This window comes from Cytobacillus firmus DS1, assembly GCF_000565285.1.
GTDB classification, from domain to species: Bacteria; Bacillota; Bacilli; order Bacillales; family Cytobacillaceae; genus Cytobacillus; species Cytobacillus firmus_A.
The window spans coordinates 95,599-117,845 of sequence record NZ_APVL01000010.1; the positions used below are offsets into that span (position 1 = coordinate 95,599).

The window sequence follows — 22,247 nt, forward strand, 5'->3', positions numbered from 1 at the left end:
TCATTCTCCTTCTGATTTAATAGCCAATATAAACGGTTTTCACCTGAGTGAAAAATTCCAGGCCAACCCTTCCTGACTCCCGGAACGTAGCCGTGCTTGATTGCTTTAATCCGCCAAACGGTGCATTGATTAAGTTGCCTGTTGTAGTCCGGTTCACTTTTACCGTGCCTGCCTGAATGTCTTTAGTAAACTGGCTGGCTATTTTTAAGTTATTTGTCACGATGGAGGCAGATAATCCGTAGTCAACGTCATTTGCAACCGCAACGGCTTCTTCATATGTATCTGCCTCGATCACGGCAATAACCGGTCCGAAAATCTCTTCCTTGGCAATACGGTGATTCGGTTTAACATTCGTAAAAATGGCAGGCTGAACAAAATATCCTTTTTCATATTGGCCTTCAGTCAGCTGTTCACCGCCATATACAAGGTCTGCACCGTCTTCTTTTCCATACTCAATATACTTCAGAACGTTTTTCAGCTGCTTTTCATTTGCCAGCGGACCAATTTTAACTCCTTCTTCAAAGCCGCTGCCAATTTTAAGGGCACTCGTTTTTTCAATCAATTTGTTTACAAATGCTTCCTTTACTTCCTTCATCACAATTACTCTGCTTGTTCCAGTGCAGGCTTGCCCTGTTAAAGAAAATCCGCCATTTACTGTTAATGTTGCCGCCAGATCAAGGTCAGCATCTTCCATAACTAAAAGCGGATTTTTGCCGCCAAGCTCCATTTGAGTACGGGTGGTGAAAGAGCTCTTGCTGTGGATGTCCTCACCGGCAGCTGTTGAACCAGTGAATGTAACAGCCTTGACGGCAGGGTGGGTGACTAATAAATCACCTACATCGGAAGCCCTCCCTGTAACAAAATTTAAGACCCCTTTTGGTATACCTGCCTTATGCAATGCTTCTACAAGCCGGACAGCAATCAAAGGGGTATCTGATGAAGGTTTGAACACAACTGTGTTTCCAGTAATTAATGCTGGAGCAATTTTTCTCGCCGCAATGGAGATTGGAAAGTTCCATGGCGTTATCACACTTACAACGCCAAGCGGTTCTCTTTCCGTTGAAACTCTCATATTGGGATCATCATTAGGAAAGGTTTCACCTGTGAAGCTTTGTCCCTCAACCGCATAATAACGAAGCGTCTGTGCGGAACGGAGCACCTCATTTTTTGCATCACTGACATGCTTCCCTTCTTCTCTTGTCAGTTCTTCTGCAAACTGGGCGGCATTTTCTTCAAGGTATGCTGCTGCTTTGTTTAAAATGGCTGCACGCTTGGATGGCGCTGCCTTTGCCCAGTCCGGGAATGCTTCTCTCGCGGATTCAATCGCCAGCTTGACATCTGTTTCATTGGATGCCTGAAAAACGCCGACAACATCTTCAGTATTTGCCGGGTTAACGCTATAAAACTTCTTTTGGCTCCCCGATTCCTGCCATTCACCACTAATATAATTATGGAAGGTTTCTACTTTTGTTGTAATCAAATGAAATCACCTTACTCTCTGTTTATTTCTCCCTTTACTTAGCCAAATTCTCTGGTTATAGAAAGGGCCGCCACATAGACCTCGGATGACAAGATTTAGTGTGACGGCCTGGATAATAGATATTATTTTGCTTCTACTAAAGAGCCAAGATCCTGTTCAAGATATTCTCTCCATAGGCCATCCATGTACATGCGGCGCATCTTCGCACCTGTGCGGACTACTTCCAGACAGCGCTGCTGCAATTCAGGAGTGTCAGCATGATCTAAAACAATCTTATAACCGCGTTCTCCATGGATTTCATCGGATACGATATGAAGATCGAAGAATTCGATTTCTTCATCTGTAAATCCGTATTGGGCACGAAGAGCAGGAGTCTGCTTTCGATAAATGTCCGGCACCTGTGACTCTAAGCCGACAACAAGAGCTGCTGTAGCTACAACGAAGTTTTCACGGGCAGCAACTGCATAGCACCAGCTTTGAAGACCTAGTGTAGTGGGTGCCATGTTTTCTGGATTGATCACGCGTTCTCGGGTTGTACCGCATGCCTCTGCAAAACGAATCAGCAAGTCTGTATGGCGGTCGGCCGCAATTTCTTCTTCATACATATTTTGAAGTGTAAAATCTTTTGCTGCTTCAAATTTCGGATCGGTTGGAGTGTTGTGATAGATGTACGCTAAGTAGTCAGCAAAAGGCCCTACATAGTGGTAATGATTTTCAGCCCATCTCGCAAAATGCTTTCTTTCCAGTTTTCCTTCAGCCCAAGCTACAGTGAATGGAGCTTTCTGGCTATGGTTTCCTTTAATGGCTTCCTCTAATTCTTTGCGAAATTCATCTTTCGATAATAATTCTGGCATGTGTAAACTCCTCCTCGAGAATTATGTAGCCTGTCGGCACTTGATATTTTGTATACCAAAACTTATTAAAAAATAATAGGTTGCTAATTTACAACCACATTCAATCTTGTTTTTTGGTCTTTGGTATACCTTAATGAAATCATAACCTATTCTTTTTAAATTGTAAACATAATTTTTAGAATTTTTTAAAGATTATTTTTTCTTGGTTGATAGATTGTGAGAATTTAATAGAGCAGCTCCTCTTTCAGATCAAGCAGCTCGGAAAGTTCTTCAGCTAGATGATCCAAGGCTTCTTCAACGATCTGCTCTCCGATTTCCCTGCTCCCTTTCCGTCCATCACCAATACAGCCGTTTCCAGTCATTTCTTCATAGAAATAAAATCCCTGGACAGCTTTACCCGGACGGAGTCTTTCCCATCTGCCGCCTTGCTTGATTTCTCCTTTTTCCAAGAGGTCTTCTCTTACCAGTTCCGGTGCTAGATACAGGGCTTCAGACACTTCACGTTCACAACTGTGGCCAAATAAAGGGGATTTTACATGTTTCCCGATAGATTCCTTGGCAGATGCAGTGGTCTTTGCATAGTAAACCTCTACTTCCAATTCCTTTGTGATGGTCATGGCGGCCAGATTCAGTGTAGATTGGTTTCCGCCATGTGAATTCAAAAATAAAAACTTCTTGATGCCATGCTGTTTCAGTGAGGAAACCATGTCTGTAAGAACGGCAATCAAAGTAGCTGGCTGAAGGGTAATTGTTCCGGGGAAATGGATGTGATGCTCGGAAACCCCCATGTTAACTGTTGGCGTCACAATAGTATAAGGAAACATTCTTTGCCCCAGTTTTATCGCCATTCTTTCTGCGAGCACTGCATCACAGCTCTCCGCCATATGTGGGCCATGCTGCTCATGTGCCCCGACAGGAATTATGGCAAACTCTACTGTTTCTAAGGATTTTTCGACTTCCTTCCATGTCATCTTGGTAAGATCAAAACAATTCATTTTCTTGATACCCCGCTTATGTTAGGTATTTTGTATACCACTAATAAATAAAAATAAAAAACTATTTCGTAATAGCTGCAGTTGTCTTCTTGGGAGGCTTGACAGAGATGTTTTCCTGTGATATTTCAATGTCATTTTGAATGGTCATTTGACAGGTTAACCGATATCCTTCTTTCACTTTGTCGCCAAGCATTTTTTCTTCCTTCCAATTTGGCGGTGCGAGATCATCTCCCCCATTTAATACAATGCACGTACATTTTGTGCATCTTCCCATGCCGCATCCATATTTTAATTCCGGAAACTGGCGGATCCCTGCCAGCACAACCAAATTGGCATTATCCTTTACCTGCTTTTCAACAATCTCCCCATCCACATGAAGCGTAACCTTCGGCATAACATTACCCCTTTCAGTTTATTCTAAAAATTTTGATACTTTTTTCAAATTATACAACCATTCTGAAAGATTAGCAAACTGGTTTTTTATTTTTTGTTGTAAATAATACCGGATGCGGAATCAGCTTGATTCTTTTTACTAAATTATTAAAAAATTTAGAATATATCATTGAATAACTTGAAAATTTAGTATAAAATACATTTAAAGTCAATGGTATACAATATTCCAACAAAGGGGAGGTATGCTGGCTAAATACATATTAATTAATACTTTGAAAATATTTATAAATAAAAAGGAGTGTTTTAATTGGGAAAATATATTGTATTAACAAATAAAGATACTTTCCAGACCATTCTTGAAAACGAAGGTTTAAAGCCGGTTGAGACCTATAATTTCTATTTTTTCGATAAGCTGAAGGCTAAGTACACTATTGCAGAAGTTTTGGATGAGAATATGAAAATCCAATTATATGAAGAATATGAAGGAAAAGAGTATGTAAATCATATCGGTGTTAAATTTTTTGAACGTTTTGAAACGCTGGAAGCAGCTAGAGAAGAATTGGATGAGATTGTAAAGGCATCCGGCAATAGTGAGGACTCCATACATTCGAAGCTGGTTAAATCTGATGAAGTAGCAGTATAAAGTGAAACTTCAATCAGCGGGGAGTGCTTTTCTCCCTGCTGATTGTTAGTTGAGCCCCACAGGAAGTGGGTCACAAAGACGTTGCCACAGGATGTGGCGTTTTTAGTCTTTGTTCTTCTTTTCGGGCCTTTACGGGCAGTTTGATCCCCACTTAGCCTCCCTTGATTCATCTGAGTCTTGATGTGGGGGTCTTAGTACCCGTTAGACTGCGATAAAAAATTTTTAAGCCCGGGGGAAGCTGCTCTTCTTCCGGGTTTGCTGTTCACAAATTATTTTTATAAAAGAAAAAACCGCCAAAGCTGGGCGGCATGACTAGAATTTTAATGTTCTTCTTAAACGGGCTAATTTTCTTTCAGTTTTCTCAATTGCATATTTGGATCTAAAAAGAAAATGAAACATCGGGGCAGCCTCCTTTTTTCTCTAACTTGTTATCATTATTATATGATGAATATTTCAGATTTACAATAAGATTGTATACCAAATACCAAAATATATTTGTATTTGTGGCTAATTTTTGAACAAATACATATAAAACGAGATTCTGGTATACAATCCCCGGTGAAATGAAATTCAAAATATTGAGGGTGTCTGATATGCTAAGAGTCTTATTTTTGACGGTGATTGCTTTATATTTGCTGTCCACCTTGCTTCCGCAGTGGAATATTGATTCCCTACTTTCTATTATGTGTTTTATCATCGTCGTTTTAACATTCCGGCTGACGAAGAAATTTGTTCAGATTCTCGGGGGCGTTTTCCTAACTTTTGGTGCAGTCCTGCTCTGGACGAGCAGCTCTGAGTGGCAGCAGTATATTTTTGCTTTTGGACCAATGCTTGATTTGCTTACCATGTTTACTTTAATACCCATTCTGGGGATTCCTGTTAAACTGGGACGATACGGGGAAGGCATCCAGGCCATCATTCAAAAACGTGTAAAAACATCTGGTCATTTGTATATGATGACTTCTGGAATCTCTTACTTCTTCAGCATTTTCATGAATCTTGCCACCCTGCCCATGACTTATTATTCTATCAGGCCGGCTCTGGGGAGCTTTCCGGTAAGGAATAAAGAGCGGTTCATGAGCAGAGCTATTTCCAGAGGGTTTGCAATGCCTTTAATCTGGGCTCCTGTAACGCCTATAGTGGGGATTGTGATAACGATGACGGGGGTCAGCTGGGGATCCATCCTCCCTTATGTCATTCCGCTGAGCATATTAGGATTAGCAATGGATTGGTTTATTGGATCCCGTCAGTCCCAGCCAATGAAACTTCCGCATTCTGGTGGAGAATCTGTGCATGAAACAGCTGCTGCTCTAGAAGCGGCTAATGACGGGCGCCCGCGCAGAGTTTTTCAGATCCTTGTGGCAATCGCTATATTTAATGTCCTCGTGTCCTTTGCAGAGACTCAAGTTTCATTGCCATTCTTAATTCTTGTTTCGCTGATCGTCATTCCATTTGCTTTCAGCTGGTCCCTTTTATTACGTAGAGGAAAAGAATTTGGCCATCAGCTGTCTGACCATTTCAATTCCTTTGCGATGAGCATGAAGGATCAATTTTTTATCTTTTTATCAACAGGCTTTTTTATATCAGCGATTAATATTTCGAAGACAAATGCAATCCTTTTTGACTGGATTGCAGCTTTTATAAGTGTAGCCGGAGTCGGGGTTTTCCTGATCCTTCTGCCGTTGATTCCTTTAGGGCTGGCCTTTCTGGGCCTCCATCCAGCTGTTTCCCTTGCATTGATGATTGAAGGAGTAAATCCGGAAGCCATCGGAATTTCTCCTCATATCCTGACAGTCGCAATGCTTTCCGGCGCAGTTTCCGCCTTCTTAGTAGGGCCCTATAATGCCACTCTTGGTCTCATGTCTAACATTATCAAAGTCGATTCCTATAAAGTCTCCAGCTGGAATCTTCCTTTTGCGGCAGTTTATGTTGCCTGCGTAATGTTCTATTTGTTTATGCTGGAAAGCTTGCTCTAATAGGAAAAGCTGCTGAAAATTAATCAGCAGCTTTTTTATTCGATTCCTGTATTTCCTTCACAATTTCTTTAGCAAAATGCCCCAAAGTTCCTTCGCTGTAAGCCCGAATGACTTCCGGTGCAAGGGAAGCAAGGGCTCTTTTGATATAAGCTGGGTGATACCCTTTGCCTGTCATTTCATTCTCAATTTCAACAGCCGTTGTTACAGCAAAATAGGTTGCCAGTTTATTTACTTCTGCTACTCTCTCTTCACTGTCTCTTATGATTTCTCCCATTGGTCTAAATAAGTCCTGAATTTGAGCAGGAAGATGATCCTCAGTAATAAATAAACCCTTTCCATTCTCCATTAGATCTCTCGAATGCCCCATGTATTTCAATCCAAACACCTTACAGAAAGGGAACCTTTCTTTAATCTTTTTCGTTGGAAGTGCAGTCGCCATATTAATGAAGGCAATAGAAGAATTCTCTTGAATTATGCTGTCCATAAATGAAATCACCTTTCCAGCCGGCAAAGCGAGCAGAATAATATCCATTTGTCTCATCTCGTTATCAGTTAAAGGATGTGCGTTAGGGAACTTTTCAGCAAATTGTTCTGCCTTTGACCTGTCGGGATGAAAAATGCCTATTGAAAGGTTTGATTTATACCAGTGAGTCATCAAAGCTGCACCTAATTTTCCTATACCTGCTAAGCCAATTTTCAAATCCTCGCTCCTCTCCTTATAAAAAAGACTATCCCCTTAGTTAGTTTATTCTAACTTTGCAGGATAGCCTTCTTTATTTCAAGCATACTGTTTTACCAGATTATTATGGCAATTAAGGTTGCGATAAATAAACTGGCGACGACTGGAATAAAGTTTTTCCTGGCCAGCTCCAGCGGTGAAATCTGCAGGAATCCTGCTACTGCAACAAGTGAAGACCAGGCAACAATCGTTCCTCCACCCCAGATGGCACCCATTTGTCCGATGGCTGCTAATGTGGAAGGATCAATATGGCTTCCACTTGCTAATGCACCTGATAAGGCACCTGTTAACGGCAGCCCGGAAAAACCGGAGCCATCTAAGCCGGTGATCAGACCGACAATTAAGAGACCAAATCCTGCAATAAACGCATTTTCAGGAATATAAGCCTGGCCTGCCTGTATCATATCAAATAAGAAAGCAGGTTTGGTAGCGCTTTCATCTAATGATAATATGGTGCCGGTAAAGTCTGAGCTTCCCATAAAGAAGAATCCTGCTATTGGAATAACCGGAGCCATCGCCCTGAAGGCAAACACGAAGCCTTCCGTTAAATGCTCGCTTATCTTATCTAAAGCATGGATGCGATTAAATGCCACTGTAGCGAGCACCAATAAAAGAGTCGCAACACCGCCAATAAAAGCAGCTCCATCTGTTCCTTCAAAGCCTGACCCGCCTGTTAATTTTGTTGAGAACATATAAATCATAACACCCAGCATCGATAAAGGCACTAATACAGCAAAAACCTTGCCCCATGTATTTTTTCTCTGAATAATTTCAGCACTTTCTTCAGCCGTAGCAGCAAGCTCATTCGCTACACCAAAAAAAGCAGCATCTTCAGGGTTTAAATTGGAGTCGTGGTTCCCATTTTTCACGATTGAGTTTCTATTTGCCACATAAACATAGGTCAATGCAAGTACACCTGTAATGACGGAAAGAACCAGTGTCTTATCCGCAACCATGGCCTTATCAATTCCAGCTGCTTTGGCACTAAGCATCGGTGCTACCTGCATGATATAGTCAGAGGAAAGCGCCATACCCTGACCGGCAATGACAATAACCATGGCAGCCGTCATTACAGGCAGCCCAGCTCTGACTGCTGCAGGTACAAGCAATGCACAGATGAGCGGGACAGCAGGTGTTGGCCAGAAAAAGAGAGAAATCACATAGGTTGTTACCATTAAGACTAAATAAGAAATATGCCCATTCACCATAACCTTCTCAATCGGACCAATAAGCCTCTTATCAGCGCCCAAATCCTTCAATGAATTAAGAAGCGCGATCATAAGAGAAATGATTAAGAATATGCTGAATAGTTCTTTTGCTGCGAGGAGATTAGCGTTAAATACAGCCTGAAAGCCAGCAATCAGACTGCCTTTATAAATGACTGCCACAAAGAAAGTTCCGATGATTACCGGCAAGACAACGCCTCTTCTGAAAAGCATCGTGGCGATGACAGACACAGTAACAATTGCATAGACCCAATGAGCAAATGTTAACTCCATATATTCCCCTCCGTTTTTCGTTATCGAAAATAACTCTCTATAAAAGATTTCAAAAGACAGATTGCAGGAGGCATTCTGTTTATCTATGGCTGACTATGTAATACCCCGACATTTCGCTTCACCAGAAGGACTTGTAACTTTTCCCAAAGAGAATACAGCATTTGGTAGATTGTATACCAAGTTGACCAAAAAACAAAAAAGCGCTAATCATGGATGACTTAGTTCTCTGCTGATGCACTTCTTTTTTTCATACTATATCAATCTCTAATGCTCTTTAGATGTGCAGATCACTTTCAAATGCTTCCATCGTCCAGAACAAGAGGACTATATCCACCTCCTCTTTTCACTATTTTTAACTTGTATACTATAATAACACTAAAATTAACTATTATGCAAATAATTTTGAAAATTTAGATGTTTTAATATTTTCTATAAAATATATTGCTCTCTTACGGGTTTTAAGTTAAAATCTAGGTTAAAATCATGCACACAGTATGTCGTATACCAATTAACGAACGGTTTTTTAGCGGTGAACCTAAGAAGGAGTGATCATTATGCTTAAAGCTGGAATTATCGGTTATGGAACGTTAGGGAAAACCATAGCGGAATTAATAGAATCCGGCCATGCTGGCAACGTGGAGTTAAAGTCTGTGCTGATTAGAAGTAATAAAAGTGCAGATCATGTTAACAAACAAACATTTGACCTTACGTCAGATGAAGGCGATTTTTTTAATGGAGATTTAGATATTATCATAGAGGCAGCGGGTCATGAGGCTTTACATCTTTATGGGCAAAAAGTGCTTGCAAGCGGAAGCCATCTTGTAGTGCTTTCCGTGGGAGTATTAGGAGACACCCGTTTTTATGAAAAACTGAAGACTGTGGCCATACAGCATAACCGGCAGATCTTTATCCCCTCTGCAGCTATAGCCGGCCTGGACCGGATTGCAGCAGGAGCATTGGGTGAGATTGAAGATATTACCTTAATTACAAGAAAGCATCCCCGCAGCTGGAAAGGTACGATCGCGGAAGAAAAAGTGGATTTACATATGCTGACTGAACCATTTTGTATTTATGAAGGGAATGCCCGGGAGTCATCCCGGCTATTTCCGCAGAGCGTGAATGTTTCAGCAGCCCTTAGCCTTGCAGGGATTGGATTTGAAAATACAAAGGTGAAGGTGTATGCCGATCCGACTATCCAAACAAACACACATACCATCAAGGCTAAGGGTTATTTTGGCGAAGTGGAGATATCCGTTTCGAATGTTCCTTATGAGGAAAATCCAAAATCAAGTCCAATTGTCGCCATGAGTGTGGCCAAGGTTTTAAAAAATTTAACTTCACCATTCGTGATTGGAGTGTAATAAAAATTAAGAAAGGGCTTCTGCTCTTTCTTAATTTTTATTTTCACTCTGCTGCACCGCTTCAATATATGCTTTTTTTGAATTCTCAATATGTATTTTGGTCAGATATTCAGCCATTTCCATTTCTTTATTGACGATAGCTTCCATGATTTTTAGATGCTCCTCCATGGACTGCTTTGCCCTGCCAGGATTTTTATGCCCGATTTTGGCAAATGCGCGAATGTAATCTGATAATCCGCTCAGCATCTCATAAAGCTTTACATTTTGGGCCGAGCTATATAGGAGATGATTGAGTTCCCTATGTAACTCAGAAGCATCCTCTTCAGGATTGTTCAGGTAGTCCTCGACCTTTTTTATGCTGCTTGTGAACTTGCTTTCCATTTCATCATCCAGCTTTTGGACGGCCAATTTTGCTGCCAGTACTTCAAGTGATGATAAAATGGTAAACACCTCGATAATTTCCTTCTCAGAAATATCGGCAACAATTACACCTTTTCTTGGAACTGTCTTTACAAACCCTTGTGATTCCAGGCGGAACAGCGCTTCACGAATTGGCGTCCTGCTGATATTTAACCGCTCAGCAAGTTCCCGTTCAACCAGCCGGTCTCCCGCTTTAAATTCCCCGTCCAAAATAAGATCCTTAATATGCAGATAAACCCTCTCTCGAATCGAGATCAGATTATCCTCCGTCCAGTTATTAACCATCCCTTTCCCTCTTTCTCTCTTTAGTATCCTTACTGCCCATTATAACTTACCTGTCGGGGTAACAGCAATTTTTTGGCTGATTTACCAAGGAGTTCTACTTATATGATGTTTAAGGCACATTCATTTTTTCAATCTCTCCTCTGGAAGTCCGATCATTAGCTGCTACACTTGAAATAATTTCCGCTATGATTTCAGCCAGTTTTAAAACCATATATAATCTCGTGCTATTTAAGGAATGTACAGGTGTTAATGGATCAAGTGTATTTACAATCGCCTTCAAATGATAATCACCCACACTCGGCAGTACCCGATTCACTGCATTCCCCGGAATAAACGATCCTTCTCTTATTAAAATATAGCCGATTTGCCGTTCGTCCCCGAGGCAGGCGTCTATGCCAAATATAAACGGATCATGGTGCGTATCCTTGATTTCTTTAAGAACCTGTTTGATATTTAATGCGTGAACAGGATCCTTTAGAGTCCCATATACCGGATACGGAATGTTTTTTTCTTTAAGGATCTTTCCTGTCAAGGGTCCAAGAGAGTCTCCTGTTGACCGGTCCGACCCGATGCACAAGATAACGATTTCCCTGGATGTGCTATAAAAGATCTGTTCCAGCTTCAATACCATTTTTTCAATTTCCGCTTCTTCCGTTGTTTCTTTAATGGAAATGTAACTTGCTGCATCGATGACATTATCCTTCGGTTTGCTGGATGAAAATGGCCACATTTTGGTCCCTCCTTTCCATTAATAGTTTTATATTCCGAATCTTAATCAATATAAATTAAAATGATAATCATTCTTAGTTTATATAATGAAAGAAGCAATTGTAAATTTTTAGCGGGTATATTATGTATTACCCGGACTTTAGATGACATATCCGCGGACAATATATATATTTCTTTAATCATACCCGAAAACCAAGCTGAAGTTCATCACCTTAATAAATCTCCTTTGAAGAATATTTTAGATCCTTAAACAAAACATAATTTTTATGGAGGTGAGATTAAAATGAAAAAGGATAATATAAATGAAGGAATTGATAATCAAAATGGAGCTTCCCAGGATATATTGATGGATCGGGTTAATCAGGTTTTTGACAAAGTGGCTGAAGATGTAAGGGGGATGGTTGGTGAGAGCACCAGCAAAAAGAATAAAAGATAAAAGAAGCTGGCACCATGACCAGCTTCTTCATTTTTTTAAAAGCATGAAAATTCCCCAGGGACAATCCCATTATAATCTGTCCAATAGCCTGCTAAAGGATAAGCCGGGATCTCATTCCATTTCGCAGGATCCACTTCATTTATCTCTCCTGTCATATAGCGCATATACTAAGGATTTTAAAGCTAAATAGTTTTATTTGGTTAGATAACCGTTTGATTTCTGCCCCAGACTGCTTTCGCTTGAATTGCCTTTTGTTTCAAAAAATATGGCCGGATGGCTGTGATTTTCAGGATTCAAGCCGTTATAGTTCAGTCCCATCATCATGGCCGATACAACTCCGCCTTTAATGTCAATGTCATAGCCAACCTGATTCTCACTATCAACAATTTGGTAACGGTCAATATGCGTGTAGCCGTATCCTTTCATTCCTTTTATCCTATAATTGGACATGAAATTCATGTAATAAAAAAATAACTATTTCGACTTTCGAAAAAGATGTTATAATACTATTTATAAAATTTTACAGAAATGAAGGCGAGTTCGTTTGAAAAAGAGATTATGGCTTATTTATGGAATGCTGACTTTAGCTACTGCAACATGGGGCAGCGCATTTATTGCCGGCAAGTTTGCTGTTCAAAGTTTCGAACCTGCAACCGTTGCTTTTTTGCGGTTTTTGGGAGCTGCCATCCTGCTTTTTCCGCTTATGTGGATTATGGAAAAAGACCGGAAACGACCAAATTTAAAAGATCATGGACTGTTTGCAGTCCTCGGCCTGACAGGAATTGCGTTGTATAATATTTGTTTCTTTCTGGCCACGAAACACGCACCTGTGATTAAAAGCTCATTATTTATTGCATCAAACCCGGTTCTTATTGTCCTTTTATCTGGACTATTCCTTAAAGAAAAAATTACGAAAAATCATATCATTGGAATGGCCGTTGCTTTGACAGGTGTAGTGTTTATTATTACAGATGGCCATTTGCTCACTCTTTTCCAATACGGCTTTGAACCAATTGATTTCGTATTGCTTGGTGCTGTGATCAGCTGGGCCATTTATAGTGTTGTGGGGAAAGTGGTATTGAAAAAATACAGCTCAGTGGAATCAACCACATATGCAGTTGCCTATGGGACCTTATTTCTTTTGCCATTTGCTTCTGCGGAAACAACGTGGATAGATCTTCAGCAAGCAAGCTTTACGACTTGGGCTGCTATCGCTCATATGAGTATCTTTGTTACCGTGGTTTCATTTGTGATGTACTATAACGGGATTAAAGAGGTCGGTGCGGCAAAGGCCTCCATTTTTATTAATGTGATGCCTGTATCTGCCGTTATCATGGCTACGGTCTTTCTGGGTGAAACGTTCACCATTGCGCACGGAATAGGCGCAGCTTTTGTTCTTACTGGAGTATATATAGGAACAAATGTGAAAATGTTCCAAAGAAAGATGAATAAACAAAGCATGAAAAATAAGACTGCCTAGTAATTTATAAGATCTTAAATCTCATAATCCTGCAAGGAGAAATAATATATGATTCATACACTTACTATAAAAGACGAAAATCTCCACGGTTCTTTCAGCAATGAATATAACCCTATTCTAACCATTCATTCCGGTGATTCTATTCGCCTGCAAACGCCTGATATCCAATGGGGGTACTCAAGCTCAAAGGATAGAGAAAGAACCATTTTTAATTCCAAAGAGAATGAGGAAAAGCCAGGTCATCCAATGGTGGGCCCCATTAAGATTCATGGAGCAGAGCCAGGGATGGTTTTGGAAGTAAAAATCAATGATCTTGTTCCTGGCTGGTATGGCCGAAACTGGGCAGGAGGCAATAAAAGCTGGCAAAATGACCAACTGGGATTAACAGGAACAGAACGCATTCAGCTTGATTGGGAACTGTCTCCGGCAAATATGACGGGCACCTGCCAAATTGGAGGGCGTCCATTTCATGTGGCGCTTAATCCATTCATTGGATTGATGGGAGTTGCACCTGCAGAACAAGGTGTGCATTCCACCCCACCACCCCGTTATTGCGGCGGGAACATAGATTGCAAGGAACTTGGAAGAGGAAGCACTTTATTTTTGCCGATTTCTGTGGACGGTGCCCTTTTCTCAATTGGTGATGGCCATGCAGCCCAGGGAGATGGAGAAGTATCAGGAACGGCTATTGAATGTCCTATGGATCTGGTAGATATAACTTTAACTGTAAGAGATGATTACACGCTTTCGATGCCTAGGGCTCAAACACCAGCCGGATGGATTACATTCGGGTTCAATGAAGATTTGAATTTGGCAGCAGCGGAAGCTTTGAATGGAATAGTAGAATTGATCCAGGAATTGCATAAAGTAGAAAAAGCGGAAGCATTAGCTTTATCAAGCGCCGTTGTCGATCTAAGAGTTACACAGATAGTCAACGGGGTAAAAGGAGTCCATGCTGTCCTTCCGCATGGGGCAATCAGATAGATTGAATTCAAAAGGCTTGTTACACCGAATTGCGGTGAACAAGCTTTTCTTATCTACTCATGATCGAGTTCGATTGCTCGCCTTATTTCGGGACTTGAGTTTCCCTGTGAAAGGTATGGATATATCCATCTAAATCAGTCAGATAGTGAAGGAAGTTTTAGCGGTAAGCTTTAGTGTTTTTCGCAGAGACCGGCTGATTCCCGATATTTCTTCCGTAATACACAAAAAAGGACACTCCCACAATCAGAAGTGTCTAATCTGCATATCTATAATTTCGAAGCGACACTGCCTTGGAACACACGCTTTAAAGCATCTGCCGCATGCTCAATTGATTTTCTTCCCTGCTCCAGTACACCAGGCATCCAGAAGAACCCATGGATCATGCCGTCATATCGTTTGGCTTCAACCGGGACGCCGGCTTCTTTTAAACGCTCAGCATAGGCTTCACCCTCATCGCGCAGCGGGTCAAATTCTCCCGTTAACACCAATGCAGGGGGCAGTCCGCTCAGGTCTTTTGCCTGTAGCGGAGAGGCATATGGATTTTTTCCATCCTCTTCACTCCGCAAATAATGATTCCAGAACCATTCCATGCTGTCTTTCGTTAACAGGTAGCCGTCTGCGTTTTCAGTATAGGATTCTGTTGCATAGGAATGGTTGGTTACCGGGTAGATCAGCATCTGATAAGCAAGTGAGATTTCGCGCTTTTCTCTTGCCATGAGAGCCACAACAGCCGCAAGGTTTCCGCCGGCACTGTCGCCGCCAACGGCAATGCGGTTTGGATCCACACCAATGGATGCTGCATTTTCAGCTACCCACTTGGCTGCAGCGTACGAATCATCTGCAGCAGCTGGAAATTTATGCTCTGGCGCAAGTCTGTAATCTACCGAAACGACCACGCAATTCGCCAAATTCGTTAATAGTCTGCAAGGAACATCTACTGTCTCCAGGTCACCGATTACCCAGCCGCCGCCGTGATAGTATACGAGCGCAGGAAAAGCTCCTTCTCCTTTAGGAGTATAAATTCGGACAGGTATTTCTCCTCCCGGTCCCGCTATTTTTCTATTTTCAACCTTCCCTACTTCCTCCGGTTCTCCAGCCAGAGCGCTGAAATCTGTGGTAAGGCGGGCTTCCTCCGGTGATAGCTGACTCATCGGCGGAGCTCCTGCTGCTTCCATCTGTTCCAATAAAAATTTTGCCTGCGGATCTAATGCCATAATTATTTCCCCCTATTAATATATTTATAGTCAGGGCAGGAGTAATGCATGCCCTATCAATACCCACTTAATTCACAGCACTTTTTTCAGAGGCTGTCAGGATAAAGCCTTCATAGCCTTTTTCGGCGACTTCATCACAAATCCTTCTGTAGGTACCAACACCGCCAAGATAGATTTGAAAGCCGCGGGCTTTTCCTTCGATATTTGCACCCATGTACCATGAGTCTGTTTTGGTAAATAAAGTCTGATCGGCTATTTCACGGCAGTGCTTGCTCCATGTACTTTCCGCCTCTTCTTTTACTTCAATGACAGCCTGGTTTTGTTCGCGCATATAGCTGATGCAATCAAATACCCATTCCACATGCTGCTCAATTGAAACCATCATATTGCTCAATACGGACGGACTCTCAGGTCCAGTCAGCATGAACATATTCGGAAAGCCCGCTGTGCCAAGGCCCAGATAGGTTCTGGTTTGTGAGCCGCCTGCCCATTTCTCTTTCAGGGAGACACCGTTTTTACCACGGATATCCATCTTAAACAGCGGTCCGGTCATCGCATCAAATCCTGTGGCAAACACGATCATGTCAAGTTCATATTCATTATCCGCGGTCTTAACGCCTGTTTCTGTAATTTCCAGAATCGGTGCCTCTTTTACATCCACCAGCGATACATTATCCCGGTTATAGGTCTCAAAATAATCTGTATCTATAATGGTGCGTTTAGTTCCATAATAGAACCTCGGAAGCAGTTTTTCCGCCACTTCAGGATTTTTAACAGTTTCGCGGATTTTAGAGCGAATGAACTCTGCTACGATTGCATTAGCTTCCGGAGATATGGACAAGTCATTATATGCGTAAGATAGTTTAAGCAGTCCTCCTTCTTTCCAGGCTTCCTCGAAAGCTTTTTGCCTTTCTTCAGGAGTTTCATCAAACACCGAAATATTTCTTGGTTCCTCCGGTATGCCGGTAATGGAATGACGCATTTTTGCTCTGATGTCCCCGTAATTTTCCCGTATATTTTTCAGGTGTTCAGGATCATTCGCCGTATTCCTGGCCGGGCTGCTGTACTGCGGAGTCCGCTGGAATACGGTCAGGTGCCCAGCTTCTTTTGCAATGACCGGAATCGCCTGGATACCGCTGGACCCTGTACCAATGATGCCAACCCGCTTCCCTGTGAAATCCACACCTTCATGCGGCCAGTGCCCGGTATGATGCCATTCGCCCATAAAATTTTCCAGCCCTTTAAATTTAGGCACATTGGACGCTGACAAGCACCCTACAGCTGTAATAAAATATTGGGCAGAAACCTTTTCACCATTATTTAATTGGACGTCCCACCTGTTTTTCTTTTCATCAAATTGCGCAGATTGGACCCTTGTATTGAATTTAACATCACGCCGCAGATCAAACTTATCTGCTACATAATTTATATAGCTAAGTATTTCAGGCTGTTCGGCGTATTTTGCCGACCAGCTCCACTCTTTCAGTAGTTCCTCAGAAAAAGTGTAATTATAGTAAATGCTTTCAACATCGCATCTTGCGCCGGGATACCGATTCCAATACCATGTCCCGCCGACATTTTCTCCTGCTTCATATACCCGGGTTGAAAAACCGGCCTCCCGCAAACGATGCAGCATATACAATCCAGAAAAACCAGCCCCTACGACTACAGCATCAAAATCCTTGAGAGAGTTCGATTTTTGAAATGACATACTTTCTTCCTCCTCATGATATTAATTTAATTGAAAGCGATTACATTTTTTTCTTTTAAAGAAGTGCCTCCTCTCCAGGACTTATATTTTTACTCTATCTTTAGCTTACTATCATACGTTTATATTGAATATTCATAATTTTCTATATATAATACCCCTATAAGGAAGGTGTTAATATGGCAATAGAGTCTACCATTTTGAGTAATATCCAGAATTTAGAAGATGTCGAGAGTCATGAGGAAAAACTGTATAAAATTTTAGAGGTCTACATGAACATTTTTCCTGTTAAAAACGCCTATTTATTCAGATATTCACCCTTAGGTTTTATTGGTGAAGGAATCATCGCTATTACGTGCCACGGATTAATACATATCAGAGATATCAGGGATGATATTCGTTCATTGCCGCTTATTTACTCCGCCCTCTATGAAAGAAAAGCAAAATATTGTTCGGGGATCGAATACCTAAAGCAAATAAACATCAAATACATTACAACTTCCAATGTCAACTCATTCCTCGCTATCCCCATCTGCTTTGGCGCTGTTCCCATCGGCTATATTTGCACAAACGAATTTGATGATCATGGAAAAATTTCTGATCAGCAGCTTTCTTCTTATACTCAATTTGGTCAGCACATAGGAAAAACCCTTGAAAAAACGGAAGGAAAAGAAGATGCCCGGCTATTAAGCAAAAGAGAAATGGAGGTCATGAAGAGGATTTCCTGGGGGGAAAGCATAAAGGAAATGGCTGATTCCATGTTTATCAGTGAAGTTACCATCAACCAGTATATTAAAACAGCTATCAGGAAACTGGGAGCACAAAACCGGACACAGGCAATTGCGGAGATGTTTCGACGAGGGATGATTTCGTAATTCGCACATGTTCATTTACCGCACCAAAAAGGCCCTTTTCTTAAAGAGAGGGGCCTCTTTGGGCTGTTTATTTCTCTATCATCAATTTCAAAATAAGTTCATCCATATGACGGGTGCCTTCATTTCCTAGTTTACAGAAAATCTCGATGCTTTTTTCAACATCATCTTGAATAAATCCATCGGTTGATTTGATTTCCTGATCGTTGAGTGCAAGAAGGGCAGACTGCACAGCTACATTGGACAGGTAGACACTTTCATGGCACAGCCGCCTTTTGCTCCGAAACAGATCATTCCGGAAACATTCCCGATTGTGTTTTGAATAACTGCTTTGATTTGCTGAAGCTGTCCATTAAGCAAATATACGATGGCTGCACTTGCGCCCATATCTGCAGCAGTTTCACCGCATTAAGCCGTGAGCCGGCCAAATTTGGATTTTATATGAATGGTTATCAGATGATCAGAGCTAACAGCTCATCTTCCGGCCACTCCCTCTAACATTTCCAGCTTTCCTGCAGGGTCCCCTTCCACAGCGCTAATTGTTTAAAGTAAAAGAATAAACTGTAACCATTTTAATTCAAATAGCGATAAATTAAGAGAGGCAATATTTCCTTCACCATGAAACTCTTCGGATTCAGTAAACCAGAACAGCTCTGTCTGTTTAATCTTTGCTGAATAATGAACTTAGATTCTTCAATGTATATAATCTCCCCGTTAACATATACAGGCTGTTATAGTTTCTTTGTACAAATTCATCAATAATGGTTAGTCCTTTTACAAACTGGTCCACCAAATAATTCGTGTACTTTGGATCCCAGACGAAACGGTTGATTCTGATCAGCTCATCTGCGAGGATATGAAACTTAAAGTCTTCAGCAATAAGTTGGATTTGTCTTAATTTGCCTGTATCCATATAGAAGATATTTTTTTCGAGATTTTTATTAATAAACGCAATAAAATTCTTAATATTTCCAGCGAGCAGGTTAGCTTTTTCCATCTCATTTTGCATATCATCAACTCCTTAAACACAAGTGCAATTAAGAAATGTGTATGATATTTGGGCATGGTTTAAAACATCATATCATGCAAAATACCGCCCGGATTCCCTCCAGACGGTTTTCGAGGACTACTTCTACTTCAGAAGTCCCTCCTTCTCCAAATATTCCAGGGCTGTTTCTTCAGCACTTGCCCCTTCAACATTGACTTTATAATTCATTTCACGCATTTCATCGTCACTGATTTTACCGCTCAGTTTGTTTAAGACTTTGACCAATTCGGGGTGTTCTTCGACTGTTTCAGCTCTTAGAAATGGGGCACCCTGATATGGCGGAAACAGATTTTTGTCGTCCTCCAGTACAGTGAGGTTGTATCTGGCAATTTCACTATCTGTAGAATAAGCGTCCACTAAGTTGATTTCTCCTTTTTCAATTGCACCATAGCGCAGTTTGGGCTCCATGGTTAAAACAGTTGGAAAGTCCAGGCCATACAGTTCCTGAATACCCCGATAGCCATCTTCCCGATCTGAGAATTCAAGGGTGAAGCCGGCTTTTATATTTTGCTCGACTGATTTTAGATCTGAAATTGATTGCAGTTCATATTCTTCAGCCAGTTTCTCAGGCACTGCCAAAGCATACGTATTATTGTAAGCCATCGGCTCTAACAGCTCCATGCCAAATTGTTCCTTCATCCCTTTTCTCGCCTGCTCATATACCTCTCTGCGATCAGTGCTTACCGCTGTCTCTTTTAGAAATTCAGCAATGGCTGTACCGGTAAACTCAGGATACACATCGATACTGCCAGACTTCAGAGCATTAAAGACGAATGATGTTTTTCCTAACCCTGGTTTTAACTCGACATTTAGGCCCGTTTCATTTTCAATAAGCAATTTGTACATATTGATCAGGATTTCCGGTTCTGAACCAAGCTTCCCGCCAATGACAATATTCTCTTCTGATTTATTTGTCAGCAGCGGGATCGCCATTACCAGTATCATTGCGCCAATAAAGACTCCCAGCGCTGTGAGCGACCGTTTAAAAGACATATGCTCGAATCGTCGCAGCAGCATATCAAAAAGGATTGCTAATATGGCTGCAGGTATGGCCCCAAGAACGATCAGTGCTGTATTATTTCGATCGATTCCAAGGAGAATCAGTTCTCCCAAGCCTCCCGCTCCAATTAAAGCTGCAAGAGTAGCCGTTCCTACGATTAGTACCATAGCTGTCCTTATTCCGGCCATAATGACCGGCATCGCAAGAGGAAGCTCTACCTTCATGAGCCTTTTGCGCCTGTTCATCCCCATTGCCCTTGCCGCTTCGATAATTGAATCATCCACTTCCTTTATGCCTGTATATGTATTTCTCAGAATGGGCAAAAGGGCATACACGACTAACGCGATAATAGCAGGCACTTTGCCTATTCCGAACAAAGGAATCAAAAGACCAAGCAAAGCTAATGAAGGAACAGTCTGCAATACGGCCGTCACGCCAATGATCCCTTCTGCGATTTTTTGTTTGTTAGTCAGATAAATACCAAGCGGAATCGCAATCAGTACTGCAAAAAACAAAGCGATAAGCGAAATCTGTATATGCTCAATAAGTACGCTTAATAATTGCCCTTTCCTTTCATTAAAAACAGAGCTCAAGGTGTTCATGACCTCACCTCTTCCTGTTTGCTGCGAGCCAGCTTACGAATGACGGCCTGCCTGTTGATCATTCCAATGATGGTTCCGCCATCTTCCACAGCAAGTTCTTCATGAGTGGCCAATAAGCTAAGCGTTTCTTCCAATGAAGCCGAGGCGGAAATGACTGACCCGTTCTGTTCAGATTCTGAAATCGGCAGGAGGATTTCATGAAGGCTGAATCCCTCCATGTATGGTCCCTGCTCTTCCCCCACAAACTGACGGACAAATTCGTTCTCCGGAGTAGAAAGCAGCTCTTCTGGTGTGCCAATTTGAACGATTTCCCCGTCCTTCATGACACAAATGCGGTCGCCGAGCTTTAAAGCTTCCTTCATATCATGTGTGACAAAGACGATTGTTTTCTTTATTTTTTTCTGAAGATGGATTAGGTCATCCTGAAGCTTTTCCCTGCTTATTGGATCCAGTGCACTAAAAGGCTCGTCCATAAGGATGATGGGCGGATTGGCTGCCAGCGCTCTTGTTACACCCACTCTTTGCTGCTGTCCCCCAGAGAGTTCATGCGGCTTTCGGCTTCGGTAGATGTCAGGCTCCAATCCGACCATTTGCAATAACTCATCAATCCGTTCTTTGATTTTCCCTTGATCCCAGTTCTTTAGCTCGGGTACGATCGCGATATTTTCCCCGATAGTCATATGAGGAAACAGGGCAATCTGCTGAAGGACATAGCCAATATCCCAGCGGAGCTCATGAATGTCATAGTCACTGATCCGTTTACCATTGATGAAAATCGTTCCGGATGTCAAAGGAATCAGCCTATTAATCATCTTCAGAACGGTGGTTTTCCCGGAACCGCTCGGACCAATTATCACGAAGAACTCGCCTTCTTTTATATGTAAATTGATTGAATTTACAGCTTTGGTACCATCCCTATACTGTTTCGACACATTGTCAAACTGAATCATTGCTCCACCCCTCTAATATGTTTACATCTGAATTATTCCCTTAACAAATATCCGAAAAACGGTCCTGCCTGCGTTTTCTTTTTTGCTGTTATACTATCATACAGATAGACAGGAAACATTTCCATTTTGACAATCCAAAGAAAAAAACAGCCTCCGCATTGGAGGCTGCCTGTTATTAAGCGGGAGTTCTTTTCAGGTTCTTAAAAAGGGTCGGAAAGTCTTTTCTGATTGCTTCGCGGATATCCCCAAATGCAAGATGGCGAATGGGATAGGTTTTTACTTTCTTTAAGGTGGAATGCGGGTTTCCTTTAAAAATATTTACGGTCTCTTCTAAAAATCTTTCCTGCTGAAACAGATGATTGTTTCGATTTTCAAAGACTTTGTTTTCTGTTTGCTCATAAATAACGTAATAGTTTTCAATGATTTCACCACGGAACATTTCCTGCGTTTCAATTACTTCGTATACTTTCATCGGTATCAGTCTCCCTTTTAAATAAATTCAACATGACGAAAGTGATCAATTCAATCCCATTGGCAAAACCAGCAGCTTTATATTTTGGATACTATGATGTATTTCAC

The 22,247-nt window shown here is 41.5% G+C and carries 23 protein-coding genes; 7 read left to right on the forward strand and 16 right to left on the reverse strand.

Annotation, left to right across the window (positions count from 1 at the left end; all coding sequences use genetic code 11):
• Positions 1 to 16: 16 nt before the first annotated feature.
• From PBF_RS14410 to PBF_RS14425, 4 genes are all read right to left on the reverse strand, one after another.
• A complete protein-coding gene (locus tag PBF_RS14410; protein WP_035330539.1) occupies positions 17 to 1,480 on the reverse strand; it encodes an aldehyde dehydrogenase family protein in 1,464 nt (487 codons plus the stop codon).
• Between the two features lie 122 nt (positions 1,481 to 1,602).
• A complete protein-coding gene (locus PBF_RS14415; protein WP_019382771.1) occupies positions 1,603 to 2,334 on the reverse strand; it encodes a TenA family transcriptional regulator in 732 nt (243 codons plus the stop codon).
• 224 nt (positions 2,335 to 2,558) lie between these two features.
• The gene (locus tag PBF_RS14420) at positions 2,559 to 3,329 is read right to left on the reverse strand and encodes a creatininase family protein (protein ID WP_035330541.1); all 771 of its coding nucleotides are present in this window, start codon (positions 3,327 to 3,329) and stop codon (positions 2,559 to 2,561) included.
• A 61-nt stretch (positions 3,330 to 3,390) separates the two neighbouring features.
• Positions 3,391 to 3,723 carry a 2Fe-2S iron-sulfur cluster-binding protein gene (locus tag PBF_RS14425; protein ID WP_035330542.1) on the reverse strand — a complete coding sequence of 111 codons (333 nt, stop codon included), beginning with the start codon at positions 3,721 to 3,723 and terminating at the stop codon, positions 3,391 to 3,393.
• 306 nt (positions 3,724 to 4,029) lie between these two features.
• Between PBF_RS14425 and PBF_RS14430 the strand changes: the two genes are divergently transcribed.
• Together PBF_RS14430 and PBF_RS14435 are read left to right on the forward strand one after the other, a co-directional pair.
• A complete protein-coding gene (locus PBF_RS14430; protein WP_035330543.1) occupies positions 4,030 to 4,365 on the forward strand; it encodes a hypothetical protein in 336 nt (111 codons plus the stop codon).
• Between the two features lie 593 nt (positions 4,366 to 4,958).
• Entirely contained in the window at positions 4,959 to 6,341 is a 1,383-nt protein-coding gene (locus PBF_RS14435) for a hypothetical protein (RefSeq protein WP_035330544.1), read from the forward strand.
• Positions 6,342 to 6,360: 19 nt separating this feature from the next.
• Here PBF_RS14435 and PBF_RS14440 read toward each other — a convergent pair whose 3' ends face one another.
• Positions 6,361 to 7,041 (reverse strand): NAD(P)-binding domain-containing protein, encoded by a 681-nt coding sequence (locus tag PBF_RS14440; RefSeq protein ID WP_035330545.1) that lies wholly within the window; start codon positions 7,039 to 7,041, stop codon positions 6,361 to 6,363.
• A gap of 92 nt (positions 7,042 to 7,133) precedes the next feature.
• Positions 7,134 to 8,579, reverse strand: coding sequence for a hypothetical protein (locus PBF_RS14445; protein ID WP_035330546.1), 1,446 nt, complete (start codon positions 8,577 to 8,579; stop codon positions 7,134 to 7,136).
• 554 nt (positions 8,580 to 9,133) lie between these two features.
• On the opposite strand from PBF_RS14445, the gene PBF_RS14450 reads away from it, so the two are divergent.
• The gene (locus PBF_RS14450) at positions 9,134 to 9,940 is read left to right on the forward strand and encodes an aspartate dehydrogenase (RefSeq protein WP_035330547.1); all 807 of its coding nucleotides are present in this window, start codon (positions 9,134 to 9,136) and stop codon (positions 9,938 to 9,940) included.
• Positions 9,941 to 9,970: 30 nt separating this feature from the next.
• Here the strand turns inward: PBF_RS14450 and PBF_RS14455 are convergent, their stop codons facing one another.
• Together PBF_RS14455 and yyaC are read right to left on the reverse strand one after the other, a co-directional pair.
• Entirely contained in the window at positions 9,971 to 10,645 is a 675-nt protein-coding gene (locus tag PBF_RS14455; protein ID WP_035330548.1) for a GntR family transcriptional regulator, read from the reverse strand.
• Positions 10,646 to 10,754: 109 nt separating this feature from the next.
• The gene (yyaC, locus tag PBF_RS14460; RefSeq protein ID WP_035330549.1) at positions 10,755 to 11,375 is read right to left on the reverse strand and encodes a spore protease YyaC; all 621 of its coding nucleotides are present in this window, start codon (positions 11,373 to 11,375) and stop codon (positions 10,755 to 10,757) included.
• 282 nt (positions 11,376 to 11,657) lie between these two features.
• On the opposite strand from yyaC, the gene PBF_RS26160 reads away from it, so the two are divergent.
• A complete protein-coding gene (locus tag PBF_RS26160) occupies positions 11,658 to 11,810 on the forward strand; it encodes a hypothetical protein (RefSeq protein WP_160169261.1) in 153 nt (50 codons plus the stop codon).
• Between the two features lie 192 nt (positions 11,811 to 12,002).
• Here the strand turns inward: PBF_RS26160 and PBF_RS26795 are convergent, their stop codons facing one another.
• Positions 12,003 to 12,236 (reverse strand): hypothetical protein, encoded by a 234-nt coding sequence (locus tag PBF_RS26795; protein ID WP_035330551.1) that lies wholly within the window; start codon positions 12,234 to 12,236, stop codon positions 12,003 to 12,005.
• Between the two features lie 118 nt (positions 12,237 to 12,354).
• Between PBF_RS26795 and PBF_RS14475 the strand changes: the two genes are divergently transcribed.
• Positions 12,355 to 13,290: a DMT family transporter gene (locus PBF_RS14475; protein ID WP_343299439.1), complete on the forward strand. Its 936-nt coding sequence runs from the start codon at positions 12,355 to 12,357 to the stop codon at positions 13,288 to 13,290.
• A gap of 48 nt (positions 13,291 to 13,338) precedes the next feature.
• Positions 13,339 to 14,274, forward strand: coding sequence for an acetamidase/formamidase family protein (locus PBF_RS14480; RefSeq protein WP_035330553.1), 936 nt, complete (start codon positions 13,339 to 13,341; stop codon positions 14,272 to 14,274).
• Between the two features lie 266 nt (positions 14,275 to 14,540).
• Here the strand turns inward: PBF_RS14480 and PBF_RS14485 are convergent, their stop codons facing one another.
• Positions 14,541 to 15,488, reverse strand: a complete 948-nt coding sequence (locus PBF_RS14485; RefSeq protein WP_035330554.1) for an alpha/beta hydrolase — start codon at positions 15,486 to 15,488, stop codon at positions 14,541 to 14,543.
• A gap of 67 nt (positions 15,489 to 15,555) precedes the next feature.
• Positions 15,556 to 17,199 carry a flavin-containing monooxygenase gene (locus PBF_RS14490; protein WP_035330559.1) on the reverse strand — a complete coding sequence of 548 codons (1,644 nt, stop codon included), beginning with the start codon at positions 17,197 to 17,199 and terminating at the stop codon, positions 15,556 to 15,558.
• Between the two features lie 176 nt (positions 17,200 to 17,375).
• Here PBF_RS14490 and PBF_RS14495 point away from each other — a divergent pair, with 176 nt between their 5' ends.
• Positions 17,376 to 18,071 carry a response regulator transcription factor gene (locus tag PBF_RS14495; RefSeq protein ID WP_035330562.1) on the forward strand — a complete coding sequence of 232 codons (696 nt, stop codon included), beginning with the start codon at positions 17,376 to 17,378 and terminating at the stop codon, positions 18,069 to 18,071.
• Positions 18,072 to 18,302: 231 nt separating this feature from the next.
• Here PBF_RS14495 and PBF_RS26800 read toward each other — a convergent pair whose 3' ends face one another.
• The 5 genes from PBF_RS26800 to PBF_RS14515 form a co-directional block, all read right to left on the reverse strand.
• The gene (locus tag PBF_RS26800) at positions 18,303 to 18,455 is read right to left on the reverse strand and encodes an L-serine ammonia-lyase, iron-sulfur-dependent, subunit alpha (RefSeq protein WP_235192258.1); all 153 of its coding nucleotides are present in this window, start codon (positions 18,453 to 18,455) and stop codon (positions 18,303 to 18,305) included.
• 274 nt (positions 18,456 to 18,729) lie between these two features.
• Positions 18,730 to 19,077 (reverse strand): hypothetical protein, encoded by a 348-nt coding sequence (locus PBF_RS14500; protein ID WP_035330564.1) that lies wholly within the window; start codon positions 19,075 to 19,077, stop codon positions 18,730 to 18,732.
• Positions 19,078 to 19,200: 123 nt separating this feature from the next.
• Positions 19,201 to 20,718 carry an osmoprotectant update ABC transporter permease/substrate-binding subunit OpuFB gene (opuFB, locus tag PBF_RS14505; protein WP_035330565.1) on the reverse strand — a complete coding sequence of 506 codons (1,518 nt, stop codon included), beginning with the start codon at positions 20,716 to 20,718 and terminating at the stop codon, positions 19,201 to 19,203.
• Positions 20,715 to 21,668 (reverse strand): ABC transporter ATP-binding protein, encoded by a 954-nt coding sequence (locus PBF_RS14510; protein WP_035330570.1) that lies wholly within the window; start codon positions 21,666 to 21,668, stop codon positions 20,715 to 20,717. The genes opuFB and PBF_RS14510 overlap by 4 nt, the downstream gene beginning before the upstream one ends.
• Before the next feature lie 175 nt (positions 21,669 to 21,843).
• Complete coding sequence (locus tag PBF_RS14515) at positions 21,844 to 22,140, reverse strand: hypothetical protein (RefSeq protein ID WP_035330573.1); 297 nt, start codon at positions 22,138 to 22,140, stop codon at positions 21,844 to 21,846.
• Positions 22,141 to 22,247 lie beyond the last annotated feature (107 nt).

What these genes read in the sequence shown, in the direction of transcription:
- PBF_RS14495 (WP_035330562.1), top strand. Translation starts at nt 17,376, where the DNA reads ATGGCAATAGAGTCTACCATTTTGAGTAATATCCAGAATTTAGAAGAT.
- yyaC (WP_035330549.1), bottom strand. Translation starts at nt 11,375, where the DNA reads ATGTGGCCATTTTCATCCAGCAAACCGAAGGATAATGTCATCGATGCA.
- PBF_RS14435 (WP_035330544.1), top strand. Translation starts at nt 4,959, where the DNA reads ATGCTAAGAGTCTTATTTTTGACGGTGATTGCTTTATATTTGCTGTCC.
- PBF_RS14415 (WP_019382771.1), bottom strand. Translation starts at nt 2,334, where the DNA reads ATGCCAGAATTATTATCGAAAGATGAATTTCGCAAAGAATTAGAGGAA.
- PBF_RS14515 (WP_035330573.1), bottom strand. Translation starts at nt 22,140, where the DNA reads ATGAAAGTATACGAAGTAATTGAAACGCAGGAAATGTTCCGTGGTGAA.
- PBF_RS14420 (WP_035330541.1), bottom strand. Translation starts at nt 3,329, where the DNA reads ATGAATTGTTTTGATCTTACCAAGATGACATGGAAGGAAGTCGAAAAA.
- PBF_RS26795 (WP_035330551.1), bottom strand. Translation starts at nt 12,236, where the DNA reads ATGAAAGGATACGGCTACACGCATATTGACCGTTACCAAATTGTTGAT.
- PBF_RS26800 (WP_235192258.1), bottom strand. Translation starts at nt 18,455, where the DNA reads ATGGGCGCAAGTGCAGCCATCGTATATTTGCTTAATGGACAGCTTCAG.
- PBF_RS14500 (WP_035330564.1), bottom strand. Translation starts at nt 19,077, where the DNA reads ATGCAAAATGAGATGGAAAAAGCTAACCTGCTCGCTGGAAATATTAAG.
- PBF_RS14485 (WP_035330554.1), bottom strand. Translation starts at nt 15,488, where the DNA reads ATGGCATTAGATCCGCAGGCAAAATTTTTATTGGAACAGATGGAAGCA.
- PBF_RS14455 (WP_035330548.1), bottom strand. Translation starts at nt 10,645, where the DNA reads ATGGTTAATAACTGGACGGAGGATAATCTGATCTCGATTCGAGAGAGG.
- PBF_RS14480 (WP_035330553.1), top strand. Translation starts at nt 13,339, where the DNA reads ATGATTCATACACTTACTATAAAAGACGAAAATCTCCACGGTTCTTTC.
- opuFB (WP_035330565.1), bottom strand. Translation starts at nt 20,718, where the DNA reads ATGAACACCTTGAGCTCTGTTTTTAATGAAAGGAAAGGGCAATTATTA.
- PBF_RS14445 (WP_035330546.1), bottom strand. Translation starts at nt 8,579, where the DNA reads ATGGAGTTAACATTTGCTCATTGGGTCTATGCAATTGTTACTGTGTCT.
- PBF_RS14510 (WP_035330570.1), bottom strand. Translation starts at nt 21,668, where the DNA reads ATGATTCAGTTTGACAATGTGTCGAAACAGTATAGGGATGGTACCAAA.
- PBF_RS26160 (WP_160169261.1), top strand. Translation starts at nt 11,658, where the DNA reads ATGAAAAAGGATAATATAAATGAAGGAATTGATAATCAAAATGGAGCT.
- PBF_RS14425 (WP_035330542.1), bottom strand. Translation starts at nt 3,723, where the DNA reads ATGCCGAAGGTTACGCTTCATGTGGATGGGGAGATTGTTGAAAAGCAG.
- PBF_RS14450 (WP_035330547.1), top strand. Translation starts at nt 9,134, where the DNA reads ATGCTTAAAGCTGGAATTATCGGTTATGGAACGTTAGGGAAAACCATA.
- PBF_RS14490 (WP_035330559.1), bottom strand. Translation starts at nt 17,199, where the DNA reads ATGTCATTTCAAAAATCGAACTCTCTCAAGGATTTTGATGCTGTAGTC.